Raw genomic sequence first — 15,697 nt, 5'->3', positions numbered from 1 at the left:
CGTGGTCGCAGGGCCGCCGGGTCAGCGGCCGCTGCCCACCAGCGAGGCGGTGGCGAAGGCGCGGAGGTCATCCGTGATCGCCCGGGCCACCTCGTGCTCGGAGGACTGGATGTAGAAGTGGCCGCCCTCGAAGAAGCGCGCCGTGAAGGCGGCCGCCGTGTGCTCGCTCCACCGCAGCAGCCCCTCGCGCGGCACGTTGAAGTCCTGCGCCCCGGAGTACGCGTGGAGGGGGCAGGCGAGCCGGGAGCCCACGCCGCCCTGATAGCTCTCCGCCGCCTTGAAATCGGCGCGCAGGGAGGGCAGGACCGCAGCCATCAGGTCCTTGTCGGCCAGCAGCTCCGGCGGGGTGCCGGCCAGGTCGAAGATCGACGAGGCGAGCTCCTCGTCCTTCATGCGGGACAGGCCCCGGCTCAGGTGGATGGCGGCCGCGGGCCGGCCCGAGACGATCACGCCGATCGGGGCGCGGTCCGGGTGCAGTCGCTCCAGCCGCAGGGCCACCTCGTACGCCACGATCGAGCCCAGGCTGTGCCCGAACAGCGCCAGCGGCCGGGGCGCGCGGGGGAGCAGGGCCTCGACGACCTGGTCGGCCATCTCCCCGATGTCCTCGATGCAGCGCTCGCCCAACCGGTCCTGGCGGCCCGGGTACTGCACGTTGAGCACCTCGGCGCTGTCGGACAGGGCCGCCGACAGACTGTAGTAGCCCGTCGCCGAACCGCCCGCGTGCGGGAAGACGACCAGCGTCGGGGCGGCGGCCGGCGGCCGGTGGTAACTGCGCAGCCAGCCCGTCGGGTCGGAGCCCGAGCCGTAGGGTCGCTTCATCGCCGATCTCCGTTCTCCGCGGGCCCGTGGGGCCCGGAGGTGTCCGAGGTGGTGCCCGCGAGCAGGTGCGGCCCGACGTCCGCGAGGGAGGCGCAGCCGGTGAGGGCCAGCGCCAGGCCGAGGTCGGTCAGCAGGCAGCGCAGGACGTGCTCGACGCCGGCCCGGCCGCCGAGCCCGAGCCCGTACACGTAGGGCCTGCCGTAGAGGACGGCGTCCGCGCCGAGGGCCAGGGCCTTGACCACGTCACTGCCGGTCCGCACCCCGGAGTCCATCAGCACCGGTACGTCCGGGCCGACGGCCGCGCGCACCGCGGGCAGCGCGTCCAGGGCGGACACGCTGCCGTCGAGCTGCCGGCCGCCGTGCGTGGAGACGACCACGCCGTCCGCGCCGTGCTCCAGCGCCAGCCGGGCGTCGTCCGGATGCAGGATGCCCTTGACGAGGAGCGGCAGCCGGGTCAGCCCGCGCAGCCAGGCCAGGTCCTCCCAGGTGAGGGTCGGGTCGGTGGAGATCTGCGCCCAGCGCAGCACGGCCGCGGTGGCGTCCGCCCCGGCCGGCAGTCCGGCCAGGAACGCGGGATCGCTGGTGAAGTTGGCGATGCCCGTCCCGCGCAGGAACGGCGAATAGCCGCTGTCGAGTTCGGCCGGACGGAAACCGAGGTGGGTGGCGTCGACCGTGACCACGATCGCCGTGTAGCCGGCAGCCTCGGCGCGCCGCACCAGCGACTCGCCCACCGCCCGGTCCGAGGGCAGGTACAGCTGGAACCAGCGCCGGTGGTCACCCGCATGCTCGGCCACCTCCTCCAGGGTGCGCGAGGCGAAGGTCGACAGCACCAGCGGCACTCCGGCCGCCGCGGCGGCCCGCGCCGTGGCCGACTCGCCCTCCGGATGGGCCACTTGCTGCGCGGCCAGCGGCGCGAGCAGCACCGGGACGGGCAGCCGCTGCCCGAACAGGGTCACCGAGGTGTCCGTCCGGCGGGTGCCGCGCAGCATCCGCGGCACCAGCTGCCGGCGGTCGAAGGCGGTGCGGTTGGCCCGGCCGGTCGCGCCGGAGCCGGCGGTGCCCGCCACGTACGCGTAGCCCTCGGGGGACATCACCGCGCGGGCCGCGGCCTCCAGCGCGGTCGGGTCGGTCGGCAGCGCCGGGGTGCGGCCTTCGAGGCCGCCCAGCAGGATCTCCCGTACGAGGTCGGCGAGGGGCTCCTCGGCCGGGGCGGCGGGCGCCGCCGGTTCCGCGGCGGGAGGCGCCGCGGCGGGCCGCGCCAGGTCCTCGCGGACGCAGTGGGTGAGCAGCGGTCCGGTCTCCCCGGGCCGTTCGACGAGCGAGAAGTGCCCGCCGGACAGCGTCACGACCGTGTGTCCGTTCCTGCCGTGCGCCGCCCAGCCGGCCATCTGCTCCAGGGAGTTCTTCGGGTCGGACGCCGCCAGGAGCACGGTCAGGGGGGCCGCAACGGCCGCCCCGTCGGCGCAGCGGTAGCGCATCAGGGCCCGGTGGTCGGCGCGCAGCAGGCGCAGCACCTCGCCGACGATCTCCGGGTCCCGCAGCAGCGGTTCGGGGATGCCCCCGAGCCGCCGCAGCCCGGCGACCAGTTCCTCGTCGCCGACCCCGGTCAGGTCGGGCTCCTCCCAGTCCTGCGCCGGGGGCCGGGCCGCCGAGACGAACAGCCGGGCCACGGTGGAGCGTTCCTCCAGGAGCCGGGCCGTCTCGAAGGCCACGAGGGCCCCCATGCTGTGGCCGAGGAGGAACAGCGGCAGGTCGGAGGAGGCGGCGAGGGCCTCGGCCACGCCCGCGGCGAGCTCGCCGATGTCCTCGGCGCAGGGTTCCGCGCGCCGGTCCTGGCGGCCGGGGTACTGGACGGCGAGCAGCTCGATGTCCTCGGGCAGCGCGGCCGACAGCGCCGCGAAGGCGTTCGCGGCCCCGCCCGCGTGCGGGAAGCACACGAGGCGGGCGGTCGCGGACTCCCGGGCGTGGTAGGTACGGATCCACCGGGAGGGGTCGACGGGCCGGTTCGCGGGCCCGGTCGACCCGGTGGCACGGCCGGCCGGCGGAGCCGGCGCGGCCGTCGGGGTGTTGGTCATGCCCACGCGGAGTGATCCTCCTTCATAGAACCCAATTCGGTCAGCAGCTCGCGCAGCCGCTCGCTGACGACGGCGCTCTGCGCCCCGCTCAGCGGCCGGTCGGCGACCGCGGCCTCCAGCCGGGCGATGTCGGCGAGCAGCGCCACGGTGGCGCCGGCGCCGGGGCCGGCCGCCGCCGTGGCACCGGCCGTGCCCACGGCCTGTTCCGCGGCCTGCTCCCCGGCCTGGCCCCCGGCCGGTTCGGCGGCCTCCTCCGGGAGCTGTTCCCGCAGGTGGACCACCAGTTCGGCCGGGGTCGGCCAGTCGTAGATGAACGTGGCGGGCAGCTTGATGCCCGTGGCGACGGCGAGCCGGTTGCGCAGCTCCACCGCCGTGAGCGAGTCGAAGCCCAGCCGGTCGAACGCCCCGTCCCGGTCCACCGCAGCGCCGGAGGTGTGGCCGAGGACGGCCGCGACCTCGTGGAGCACGGCGTCCAGCAGCCGGTCACCGGTCAGCGAGGCCTCGGCGGCCGCCTGCGCCGCCCCGGGCGCGGACCGAGCCCCCGCGGCGCTCGCCGGGGCGGGCACCAGGCTCCGCAGCAGGGCCGGCACCGCCGCGCCCTCCGCGATCCGGGCCCGCAGCCCGTCGAGGTTCCAGCGCGCGGCCACCGCCACCGGACGGTCGCGGCGCACCGCGGCGTCCAGCAGTTCGAGCCCGAGCTCCGAGGTGAGGGGAGCCACGCCCACCCGCGCCATGCGGGCGACGTCCGCGTCGGTGAGACCGGCGCCCATGCCGCCGGCCCCCTCCCACAGGCCCCACACGACGGAGACGCCGGGCCGGCCGACCGAACGCCGGTACTCCATCAGCCCGTCGAGGAACGCGTTGCCGGCCGCGTAGCCGGCCTGCCCCGGAGAGCTGAGCGTTCCCGCGAGGGAGGAGAAGACGACGAACGCGTCGAGGCCGAGGGGTTCGGTGAGCGCGTGCAGGTTGAGGGCCGCGTCCACCTTCGGACGCAGGGTCCGCTCCAGGCTCTCGGCCGTCATCGAGGTGATCAGGCCGTCGTCCAGGACGCCCGCCGCGTGCACGACCCCGCCGAGGCGGACGCCGTCGCCGGCCAGTCCGCCGAGGGCAGCGGCCAGCGCGGCCCGGTCGGCCGCGTCGCAGGGCACCGTACGGACGTCCGCGCCCAGGGCGCGCAGCTCGGCGATGTCCCGGGCGGCGTCCTCGCCGGGCAGGCCGCGCCCCATCAGGACCAGCTGCCGTATCCCGTGCTCCGCCACCAGGTGGCGGGCGGCGAGCCGGCCCAGCCAGCCGAGACCGCCGGTGATCAGGACGGCCCGGGTGGTGTCCCAGCGCTCGTTCTCGTCGGCCAGGTCCAGCACCACCTTGCCGATGTGCCGGGCCTCGCTCAGGTAGCGGAAGGCATCGGGTGCCCGGCGCAGGTCCCAGGCCGCCACCGGCGGTGCCTGGAGCGCGCCCCGCTCGAACAGCCCGAGGAGGTCGGTGAAGATCTCCTGGATCCGGTCCGGACCGGGATCGCGGACGTCGTACGTCCGGTACGTCACCCCGGGATGCGCGTCGGCCACCTCGGCCGCGTCGCGCCGGTCGGTCTTGCCCATCTCCAGGAACCGCCCGCCGCGCGGCAGCAGCCGCAGCGAGGCGTCCGCGAACTCCCCGGCGAGGGAGTTGAGGACCACGTCGACGCCTTCGCCCCCGGTGGCACCGAGGAAGGCCTCCTCGAAGTCCAGGGTGCGGGAGGAGGCGATGCGCCCCTCCGCGACCCCCGCGCCGCGCAGCGCGTCCCACTTGGCGGGGCTCGCCGTGGAGTACACCTCGGCGCCGAGGTGGCGGGCGATCTGGATCGCCGCCGTGCCGACGCCGCCGGCGCCCGCGTGCACGAGCACCGATTCGCCCGCGCGCAGGCCGGCCAGGTCCACCAGGCCGTAGTAGGCGGTCAGATAGGTGACGGGAACCGCCGCGGCCTGCCGGAAGGACCAGCCCTCCGGGATCCGGCACACGAACCGGCGGTCGGTGACCGAGGTCGGGCCGATGCCGTAGAACAGGCCCATCACCCGGTCGCCGGGCTTCAGGTCGGTGACCCCGGGGCCCACTTCGAGGACGGTGCCGGCGCCCTCGCCGCCCTGCCCCGAACCGCCCGCGTGCCCGTCCACGGACGGCGGGATCACCCCGAGGGAGAGCAGGACGTCGCGGAAGTTCAGGCCGGCGACCCGCATCCGGATCCGCACCTGGCCCTCCTCCAGCGGCGCGGCCGCCTCCGGCCAGGGCTTGAGGGCGAGGTTCGCGAAGGTCCCCCTGGCCACGTAGTCGAGGTGCCAGTGCGGGGTGTCCGCCGGCGGCCGCAGCACGGTGTCCGCGTCCTGCGCGGCGAGCGAGGGACGGTGGGCGGTGCCGCCGCGCAGGGCGAGCTGCGGCTCACCCGTGGCGAGCGCGGCCGCCACGGCCCGCCGGGAGGCGGGGGTGCCGTCCTCGTCGAGGACCGTGAACCGGTCGGGGTGCTCAGCCTGCGCGGAGCGCAGCAGGCCCCACACCGCGCGGTGGGCGAGCTCTCCGGGGTGCTGCTCTCCGCCCAGCGTGACGGCGCCCCGGGTGAGGACCGCCAGCCGGGTGCCGGCCAGCCGCTCGTCCTCGACGAGGAGCCGGACCGTGTCGAGGACCTGATGCAGGGCGGTGCGCACGGCCGCCCCGGCGCCGGTGTCCGGTGCGCCGCCGCCCGCGGAGGGCGGGCAGGGCAGGACGAGCAGGGCGGGGGCCTCGGCGCCGGCGGAGAGCGCGTCGGTCAGGGCCGGCAGGCCGGACAGGGCCGTGCCGAGGCCCGGTTCGGCGCCGTCGGGGCCGCCGTCGTCCTCGTGCCCGTACGCGCCGAGCAGCGCCCAGCGGTGCGTCGCGGGGGCCGGCGGCAGTTCGGCCAGCTCCTCCCACGTCGGCAGCAGCAGTCCGTCGCGCGGTGCGTCGGGGGCGTTCACGGCCCCCGCCGGCAGCGGGCGCAGGGCCAGCGAGCCGATCGAGGCGACCGGGCGGCCCGAGCCGTCCGCGACGTCGATGCGCACCGCGTTCGCGCCGGACGGCGCGAGCCGGACCCGCAGGACCGCGCCGGCGGGGCCGTGGGTGCGGACGCCGGACCAGGCGTACGGCAGGAAGGTCCGCTCGTCGCCGCCGTCGCCCTCGTCGATCAGGCCGCCGAGCGCGATCGGGTGCAGGGCCGCGTCGAGCAGCGCCGGGTGCAACCCGTACGCGTCGGCGCCGGGCCGGCCCTCACCGGGGAGCGCCACCTCCGCGAAGACCTCCGTCCCGCGCCGCCACACGGCGCGCACGCCGCGGAAGACGGGCCCGTAGGAGAGGCCCTTGGCGCCGAGGGCGGCGTAGAGCTCCGAGATCGGTACGGAGACCGGCCCGGCGCCCTCCGGCGGCCACACCGGGCCCAGGTCCGCTGCCTGCTCCGGCGCCGGGCCGGAGGCGTCGGGGAGGACCGAGCCCTGGGCGTTGCGGGACCAGCCCTGCCCGTCGGCGTCGTCCTCGGGACGGGAGTGGACGGCGACGGCCCGGCTGCCGGAGCCGTCCGCGGCGGCCAGGGACACCCGCAGCCGGACCTCCCCGTCCTCCGGGACGACCAGCGGTGCCTCCAGGAGGAGTTCCTCGACCAGGCCGCAGCCCGCCTCGCGGGCGGCGCAGGTCACCAGGTCGAGCAGCGCGGTGCCGGGCAGCAGCACCCGCCCGCCGACGCGGTGGTCGGCCAGCCACGGGTGGCGCGCCAGAGAGAGCCGGCCGGTCAGCAGCAGACCGCCGCTGTCGGGCAGTTCGGTGGAGGCGGTCAGCAGCGGATGCCCGACGGCGGTGAGTCCGGCGGAGCTCACGTCCCCGGTCCCGGCCGGCCGGTCGATCCAGTACGGCCGGTGCTGGAAGGCGTACGTGGGCAGCTCCACCCGGCGCGCCCCCCGGCCCGCGAACACGGCGGCCCAGTCGACGTCACCGCCGCAGGCGTGCATCCGCGCGACCGCCGTGAGCAGTGCGGTCACCTCGGGCAGGCACCGGCGCAGCGACGGGATCAGCGTGTGGCCCGCGGAGCGGCCCGGGGCCGCCTCCTCCAGGCAGTCGGCGGCCATCGAAGTCAGATCGGTGCCCGGCCCCACCTCCACGAAGCGGGCGCAGCCCAGCTCCGCGAGGGCGCCGACACCGTCCTGGAAGCGGACGGCGCGGCGCGCGTGCCGGACCCAGTACTCCGGGTCCGCGAGCTCGTCCGCGCCCGCGGGCCGGCCCGTCAGGTCCGAGACGAAGGTGAGCTCCGGTTCCTTGAACCTCAGCCGCGTGACCACGGCCCGCAGCTCCGCCATCGCCGGTTCCATCAGCGGCGAGTGGAAGGCGTGGCTGACGCGCAGCCAGGTGGCCTTCCCGCCGGCCGCCTCGAATTCCGCGACCACGGCGGCCAGGGCCTCCCGGTCGCCCGAGAGCACCGTGGCGGCAGGGCCGTTCACGGCCGCGAGGGAGACCAGCTCCTCGTGCCCCGCGAGCAGCGCCGTCGCCTGCTCCTCGGAGGCGCGCAGGGCCACCATCGCCCCGCCCGGAGGCAGTTGCTGCATGATCCGGCCGCGTACGGCCGCCAGCTCGGCGGCGTCCGCCAGCGAGAGGGCGCCCGCGGTGTGGACGGCCGCGAGGGCGCCGACGGAGTGCCCGAGGACGGCGTCGGGCCGGATGCCCCACGACTCCAGGAGGCGGAACAGGGCCACCTCGAAGGCGAAGAGCGCCGGCTGCGTGTACCGCGTCCGGTTCAGCAGCTCGCCCTCGGGGCTGTCCTCGGCCGCGAGGACCACCTCCCGCAGCGGCTGCTCCAGGTGCGGTTCCAGGGCCGCGCACACCTCGTCGAAGGCCGCCGCGAACACCGGGAAGGTCTCGTACAGTTCCTGGCCCATCCGGGCGCGCTGGGAGCCCTGGCCGGCGAAGAGGAAGGCGGTGCGGCCCTCTCCGGCCGTCGCGCGGACCACGTCCGGCCCCGGCACGCCGTCGGCCAGCGCGCGCAGCCCGTCGAGCAGTTCGTCGCGGTCCTCGGAGAGCAGCACCGCCCGGTGCGGGAGGTGGCCGCGGGTGGTGGCCAGCGAGAAGCCCACGTCCAGCAGGGCGTCGCCGTCCGCCTCGGTCAGGTGCCGGTACAGCCGGTCGGCCTGCGCGCGCAGCGCGGGCTCGCCGGCCGCCGACAGCACCACCGGTACGGTCGGCAGCGCGGCCGGCCGCCCGGCGGCGGCCGGCTCCTGCGCGGGCGCCTGCTCCAGGATGACGTGCGCGTTCGTCCCGCTGATGCCGAAGGAGGACACCGCGGCCCGGCGCGGCCGGTCGCCCTGCCCGGGCCACGGGATCGTCTCGGTCAGCAGGGAGACGGCGCCGCTCGACCAGTCCACGTGCGGGGTGGGCTCGTCCACGTGCAGGGTCCGCGGCAGCAGCCCCTCGCGCAGCGCCATCGTCATCTTGATGACACCGCCGACCCCGGCGGCGGCCTGGGTGTGCCCGATGTTCGACTTCAGGGAGCCCAGGTGGAGCGGCCGGTCCGCCGGACGCCCGCTGCCGTAGGTGGCCAGCAGCGCCTGCGCCTCGATCGGGTCGCCCAGCGAGGTGCCCGTGCCGTGCGCCTCCACGGCGTCGACGTCGGCGGTGGTGAGACCGGCGCCGGCCAGCGCCTGGCGGATGAGCTGCTCCTGCGCGGGGCCGCTGGGCGCGGTCAGCCCGTTGCTGGCGCCGTCCTGGTTGATGGCCGAACCGCGGACCACCGCCAGCACGGGGTGCCCGTTGCGGCGGGCGTCGGAGAGCCGCTCGACCAGCAGCAGACCGGCACCCTCCGCCCAGCCGGTGCCGTCCGCGGAGGCGGAGAAGGCCTTGCAGCGGCCGTCGGCGGCGAGTCCGCGCTGCCGGCTGAACTCCACGAACGGCATGGGCGTCGCCATCACCGTGGCCCCGCCGACCAGCGCCATCGAGGACTCGCCGCGCCGCAGCGAGGCACAGGCCAGGTGGAGCGCCACCAGCGAGGAGGAACAGGCCGTGTCGACCGTGATGGCCGGGCCCTCCAGCCCGAAGGTGTAGGCCAGCCGCCCGGAGGCCACGCTGCCGGCACCGCCGACGCTCAGGAAGCCCTCGTACTCCTCCGGGGCGGGGGAGAACCGGTTCATGTAGTCGGCGTACATGGTGCCCACGAACACACCGGTGCGGCTGCCGCGCAGCGTGGCCGGGTCGATGCCCGCGTGCTCGAAGGCCTCCCACGCGGTCTCCAGCAGCAGCCGCTGCTGCGGGTCGGTGCTGTGCGCCTCGCGCGGCGAGACGCCGAAGAACTCGGCGTCGAACTGCGCGGCCTCGTAGAGGAAACCGCCCTCCCGGGTGTACGAGGTGTGCGGCCGGTCCGGGTCGGGGTCGTACAGGCCCGCCAGGTCCCAGCCGCGGTCGGCGGGGAACGGCCCGACGGCGTCCACCTCGTCGGTGGCCAGTCGCCACAGGTCCTGAGGGGAACGGACGCCACCCGGGTAGCGGCAGGCCATGCCCACGATCGCGATCGGCTCGTGCTCGCGTTCCACGAGGTGGGCGTGGTCGGCCTTGAGCCGCTCGTTCTCCTTCAGCGCGGCCCGCAACGCCTCGACGACCTGCTGTTGGGTTGTGGAAGCCATCCTGTTCTCTCCGTACTTCCCTGTTGGGGGCCCCGTTGGGGGCTGGGTGTGGGTCTGGTGTCTGGGCCGGCGTCCGGAACGGGTCCGGGGCCGGGGGCCCGGGCGGGGGTCAGCCCTCGCCCAGGGCCAGGCGGATCAGGTCGTCGGCGCTCATGGTGTCGAGCGCGCTCCCGCCGTCCGGCAGGTCCGTGCCGCCGGGACCGGCGGCGCCGTTCACGGCTTCCCCGGGGGTGTCCTGCGCCGGCACGTCCGGTACGAGCGCGGCCCGCAGCCGGTCCGCGAGGGCACCCGGGGTCGGGTGGTCGAAGATGAGCGTGGGCGGCAGCTTGACGCCGGTCGCGGCCGTCAGCCGGTTGCGCAGCTCGACCGCGGTCAGGGAGTCGAAGCCCAGGTCCTGGAACCGGCCGTCGGCCGGCACCCGGTCACGGCTCGCATGGCCCAGGACGGCCGCCACTTCGACCCGTACCGCTTCGAGCAGGAGGTGACGGTGCTCCCGCCGGGGCGCCCGCGCCAGCCGCTCGCGCAGGTCGGCCGCCGTGTCCGGGGCCGCCGGAGCGCCGCCCGCGGGGCGGCGGGCCGGAGCCAGCCCCCGCAGCAGGACCGCGACCGCGTCCGGATCCACCGTCCGCAGGTCGAGGTGGGCGGCCGTCAGGACCGCGGCGCCGGAGTCCACGCCCGCGTCGAACAGGGCCAGGCCCTCCTCGGCGGACAGCGCCCCAATCCCGGAGCGGGCCAGGCGCTTCAGGTCCGCCTCGCCCAGGTCGCCGGTCAGTGTGCTCTCCTGCGCCCACAGGCCCCAGGCCAGGGACAGGGCGGGCAGCCCCGCGGCCCGGCGCCGCTGCGCCAGGGCGTCCAGGAAGGCGTTGGCCGCCGCGTAGTTGCCCTGCCCCGCGGAGCCCAGGGTGCCCGCGAGCGAGGAGAAGAGGACGAAGGCCGACAGTTCCAGGTCCCGGGTCAGCTCGTGCAGGTGCAGGGCGGCGTCGGCCTTGGGCCGCAGCACCCCTTCCATCCGCTCCGGGGTGAGCCCGGCGAGGACGGAGTCGTCGGTCACGCCCGCGGCGTGGACCACCGCGGTCAGCGGCCGGTCGGCCGGTACGGAGGCCAGCAGGGCGGCCACGGCGGCCCGGTCGCCGGTGTCGCAGGCGGCCACGGCCACCTCGGCGCCCAGCGCGGCCAGTTCGGCCGTGAACTCCTGCGCGCCCGGCGTCGCCGCACCGCGGCGGCCGGTCAGCAGCAGCCGCGGCACCCCGTGGTGCTTGACCAGGTGCCGGGCCAGCAGCCGGCCCAGCGTGCCCAGACCACCGGTGACCAGGACGTGGCTGTCCGCTCCGAAGGCCGCCGGGGCGTCCTCGGCGACGGTGGGCCGGTGACCGCGCAGGGCCGGCTCCGCGATCCGCCCGGCCCGTACCGCCAGCTGCGGCTCCTGCGCGGCCAGGGCCGGTACGAGAGCGCGGACGGACTCGGGCCGGCCGTCGGTGTCGACGAGCGCGAACCGGCCGGGCTGCTCCGACTGGGCGGAGCGGATCAGGCCCCAGACCGCCGCCACGGCGGGATCCGGGTACTCGGTGTCCGCGACCGCCACCGCGCCCTCGGTGACGAAGGCGAGCCGGGAGTCCGCGAACCGCTCGTCGGCCAGCCAGCGCTGGGCCGGCGCCAGGGCCGTGAGGACGGCCCGGCCGGACCCGGCCGGGACGGCGGGCACGGGGGCCACGACCACGGAGGGCACCGGAGCGCCCCCGTCGACCGCGTCCTGCAGCCCGTCGAGGCCGGGGTAGGCCCGGACCGCCACACCGGCGGCCCGTACGGCATCCACGACGGCGGAGTCCGCCTCGCCCAGGACGGCCCACGGGCCGGCCGGAACGGGAGCGGTCCCGCGCAGCGGGGACCAGTGCAGGTCGAACAGCGCGGCCCCGTGCACCGGTCCGGCGGCGGCCGCCGGGTCCTCCCGCAGCTCGCGCACGGCGAGCGCGTCGGCGGTGAACACCGGGGCGCCGGCCAGGTCCGCGATCAGCAGGGCGTAGCTGTCGCCCGCGCCCCGCCGCATGCGGACCAGCAGTTCGGTGGCTCCGGACGTCCGCAGGGTCACACCGCTCCACGCGAAGGGCACCAGCAGCCGGTCCCCGGCCCCCGCCCCGACGAGCGCGGTGTGCAGGGCCGCGTCCAGGGCGGCGGGGTGCAGACCGAAGCCGTCCGCGTGCGGGCCGGTGGCGCTCGCGGGGAGCACCACCTCCGCGTAGAGGTCGCTCCCGTGGCTCCACACGGCCCGCAGGCCCTGGAAGGCGGGGCCGTACGTGTATCCGCGCTCGGCGAGGCGGGCGTAGAGGTCGCCGACGGGTATCTCCGTGGCTCCCTGCGGCGGCCAGACGGCCAGGTCGGCCGCGTCGTCGGGTGCTGCGCAGGCCTCGTCGGCCAGCAGCCCGGAGGCGTGCCGCACCCATGCCGCGTCCGGCGTTCCCTCGGGCCGTGAGTGCAGCGCGAGGGTGCGCGTTCCGTCGGGCCCGGGGGCGCCCACCATCAGCTGGACGGTGACGCGCTCGTCCAGCGGCAGCGGCTGTTCGAGGGTGAGCTCGGCGACCTGCGCCGCGCCCGCCCGCCGGGCCGCGTACAGGGCGAGCTCCGCGACGGCCGCGCCGGGCAGCAGAGGCCGGCCCAGGATGGCGTGTTCCGCCAGCCACGGGTGGGCGCCGGTGTCGAGCGTGCCGGTGAACAGCCATCCCTGGCCCGCCGCGAGTTCGACCGTCCGGTCCAGCAGGGGGTGTCCGCCGGCCTGCAGCGGTGCCACCGGGGCGGCCGGGGCGCTCAGCCAGTAGCTGTCGCGCTGGTAGGGGTAGGTGGGCAGGGCGACGGCCCGGCCACCGGGCAGGAACCCGCCCCACTCGATGTCGGCGCCGCGTACGTAGGCCTGGGCGAGCGCGGCCGCGAGGGTCCCGCCTTCGGGGCGGCCCTTGCGCAGCAGCGGGGCCGCGGTGACCGGCTCCCGGGTCTCCGGTTCCCCGGCGGCCAGGATCGTACGGGCCATGGCGGAGAGCACGCCGTCCGGACCCAACTCCAGATACGTCGTGACGTTCTGGCTGTGGAGGTACTGGATGCCGTCGTTGAAGCGGACGGTGTGACGCAGGTGTCGGACCCAGTAGTCGGGGTTGGTGAGTTCTTCGGTGGTGGCGGGTCGTCCGGTGAGGTTGGAGATGATGGGGATGGTGGGGGTGTGGTAGGTGAGGGTGGCGGCGGTGGTGCGGAATGCGTCGAGGATGCCGTCCATGTGAGGTGAGTGGAAGGCGTGGCTGACGTTGAGTTGTGAGGTGCGTCGGCCGTTGTTGCGCCAGGTGGTGGCGAGTTGGTGGGCTGCGTTGTGGTCGCCGGTGATGACGGTGGAGTTCGGTCCGTTGATGGCGGCGATGTCGAGGTGGCCGTGGTGGGTGGGGAGGGTGTTGAGGATCTCGGCTTCGGTGGCCTCGATGGCGATCATGGCGCCGCCGGTGGGGGCGGACTGCATCAGACGGCCACGGACGGCCACCAGGGTGCAGGCGTCGTCCAGGGAGAGGACCCCTGCCACGTGCGCGGCGGCCAGCTCGCCCACCGAGTGGCCGAGGAGGTGGTCGGGGGTCAGCCCGTAGTGCTCCACCAGCCGGAACAGCGCGACCTCGACGGCGAACAGCGCGGGCTGCGTGTACTGCGTCCGGTTGAGGAGGGCAGCCTGCTCGCTGCCCTCGCCGGCGAGGATCAGCTCCTTGAGCGACAGACCCAGGTGCGCGTCCATCCGCGTGCACACGGCGTCGAGCGCGTCGGCGAACGCCGGGTGGGTCTCGTACAGTTCGCGGCCCATGCCGGGACGCTGACTGCCCTGCCCCGTGAACAGGAACGCGACTCCGGAAGCCCCGTTGGCCCTGCCGGAGTCCCCGGTCACGAGCTGCGGTACGGACTCGCCCCGGGCCAGCGCGTCCAGGCCCGCCAGCAGACCCGCCGGGTCCTCGGCGAGGACGACCGCACGGTCCGGGAGCGCCGCCCGTGTGGTGGCCAGCGCGTGACCGACGTCCAGGTGAGCGAGGTCGAAGCCGCCCTCCGTGCCGGCCTCGGCGGCCAGCCGCCGCAGCTGGGCGGCCCGGGCGCGCAGCCCCTCCGTGCCGCGGCCGGAGACCACCCAGGGCAGCTGGGCGGGGGTCGCCGGGTCGCGGGACTCCGCGGCCTCGGCGGCGGGGGCCTGTTCGAGGACGACGTGGGCGTTGGTGCCGCTGATCCCGAAGGAGGAGACGGCGGAACGGCGCGGCCGGTCGGTCTCTGGCCACGGGGTCGCCTCGGTGAGGAGGGAGACGGCGCCGCTCGACCAGTCCACGTGCGGGCTCGGCGCGTCGACGTGCAGGGTGCGCGGGAGCGTGCCGTGGTGCATGGCCATGACCATCTTGATGACGCCGCCGACGCCGGCGGCGGCCTGGGAGTGGCCGATGTTGGACTTGAGCGAGCCGAGGTGGAGGGGGCGGTCGGCGTCGCGGTCCTGGCCGTAGGTGGCGAGGATGGCCTGGGCCTCGATGGGGTCGCCGAGGGTGGTGCCGGTGCCGTGTGCCTCGACGGCGTCGACGTCGGAGGGTGAGAGTCCGGAGGCGGCGAGGGCCTCGCGGATGACGCGTTCCTGGGAGGGGCCGTTGGGGGCGGTGAGTCCGTTGCTGGCGCCGTCCTGGTTGACGGCGGATCCGCGGACGACGGCGAGGATTTCGTGGCCGTTGCGGCGGGCGTCGGAGAGCCGCTCCAGCAGCAGGATGCCCACGCCCTCGCTCCACGTCGTACCGTCCGCGGCAGCCGCGAACGACTTGACCCGCCCGTCGGGCGCCAGCCCGCGCTGGCGGCTGAACTCCACGAAGGGCCGCGGAGTGGCCATGACGGTGGCGCCGCCCGCCACGGCGAGGGTGCACTCGCCCTGGCGCAGGGCCTGCGAGGCCAGGTGCAGGGCGACGAGGGAGGAGGAGCAGGCCGTGTCGACGGTGATGGCCGGGCCCTCCAGCCCGAACGTGTAGGACAGCCGACCGGAGGCGACGCTGCCGGCACTGCCGGTGCTCAGGTAGCCCTCGTACTCGACCGGAACGGCGGACAGGCGGGAGGCGTAGTCGTCGTACATGGTGCCGACGAACACGCCGGTGCGGCTGCCGCGCAGCGTGCTCGGGTCGATGCCCGCCTGCTCGAAGCTCTCCCAGGTGGTCTCCAGCAGCAGCCGTTGCTGCGGGTCGATCGCGAACGCCTCCCGGGGTGAGACGCCGAAGAACTCGGCGTCGAACCGGTCGGCGTCGTAGAGGAACCCGCCGTGCCGGGTGTAGCTCTTGCCCGCCCGGGCGGGGTCCGGGTCGTAGAGGTCGTCGACGTCCCAGTCGCGGTTGGCGGGGAAGGGACCGATGGCGTCGGTGCCGTCGGCGACGAGTCGCCACAGCTCCTCGGGGGAGCGGGCGTCACCGGGATAGCGGCAGGCCATGCCGACGATCACGATCGGGTCGTCCTGACCGACGCCCGCGCCGGCCGCGGCCTCCCGGACCGGCCGGGCGGCGGCCTCACCGGCGATCTTGGCGAGCTCGGCGACGACGAAGTCGGTGAGCGCACCGGGCGTGGGGTGGTCGAAGACGGCGGTCGCGGGAACCGCGATACCGCTGTCCGAGGCCAGCCTGCGGCGCAGCTCCATACCGGTCAGGGAGTCCATGCCCAGCTGGATGAAGGGCCCGCTGTCGTTGACGGCGGCGGGGCCCGCCAGGCCGAGCACGGCGGCGACGGTGGTCCGTACGAGCTCACCGGCGGCACGCCGGCGGTCGGCCGGGGGCAGTTCGGCGGTGCGCTCGGCCCAGGAGGAACCGGTGGCCGCGGCGGCGCGCCGGCGCGGGGCGCGGACCAGGGTGCGCAGCAGGGCGGGCGCGGACTGCTCCGGGGAGCGCAGCGCCTTGAGGTCCAGCTCGATCGGCACCAGCTCCGGCCGGCCGGCGGTGAGCGCGGCGTCGAAGAGCTCCATGCCGCGTTCCGGGGTCAGCGGAAGGATGCCCTTGGCCGCCCACCGCTTGATGTCGGCCTCCGAGAACTGGGCGGCCATGCTCCCGGTGCTCGTGTCCCAGAGTCCCCAGGCGAGGCTGGTGGCGGGGAGGTTGTGGTGGTGGCGGTGGTGGGCGAGGGCGTCGAGGTAGGTGTTGGCGGCGGCGT

At 76.0% G+C, this 15,697-nt stretch carries 3 protein-coding genes and 1 pseudogene; all 4 read right to left on the bottom strand.

From position 1 onward, the window contains the following. Positions 1 to 21: 21 nt before the first annotated feature. A complete protein-coding gene (locus tag ACIPYQ_RS28115; RefSeq protein ID WP_401256395.1) occupies positions 22 to 819 on the bottom strand; it encodes a thioesterase II family protein in 798 nt (265 codons plus the stop codon). Next, on the bottom strand, positions 816 to 2,894 hold the full coding sequence (locus tag ACIPYQ_RS28110) for an alpha-hydroxy-acid oxidizing protein (RefSeq protein WP_401256392.1): 2,079 nt from the start codon (positions 2,892 to 2,894) through the stop codon (positions 816 to 818). The genes ACIPYQ_RS28115 and ACIPYQ_RS28110 overlap by 4 nt, the downstream gene beginning before the upstream one ends. Beyond that, a pseudogene (locus ACIPYQ_RS28105) lies at positions 2,891 to 9,505 on the bottom strand (type I polyketide synthase); the annotation flags it as partial. The pseudogene ACIPYQ_RS28105 and the gene ACIPYQ_RS28110, both read right to left, overlap by 4 nt. 136 nt (positions 9,506 to 9,641) lie before the next feature. Further along, positions 9,642 to 15,697: SDR family NAD(P)-dependent oxidoreductase (locus ACIPYQ_RS28100; protein WP_401256389.1), on the bottom strand; the 6,056-nt coding region annotated here is incomplete at its 5' end.

Origin of the sequence: Streptomyces sp. NPDC090045, assembly GCF_044747975.1 — a bacterium.
In the GTDB taxonomy this organism is placed as follows: domain Bacteria; phylum Actinomycetota; class Actinomycetes; order Streptomycetales; family Streptomycetaceae; genus Streptomyces.
This window is presented reverse-complemented; position numbering and strand designations above follow the sequence as displayed.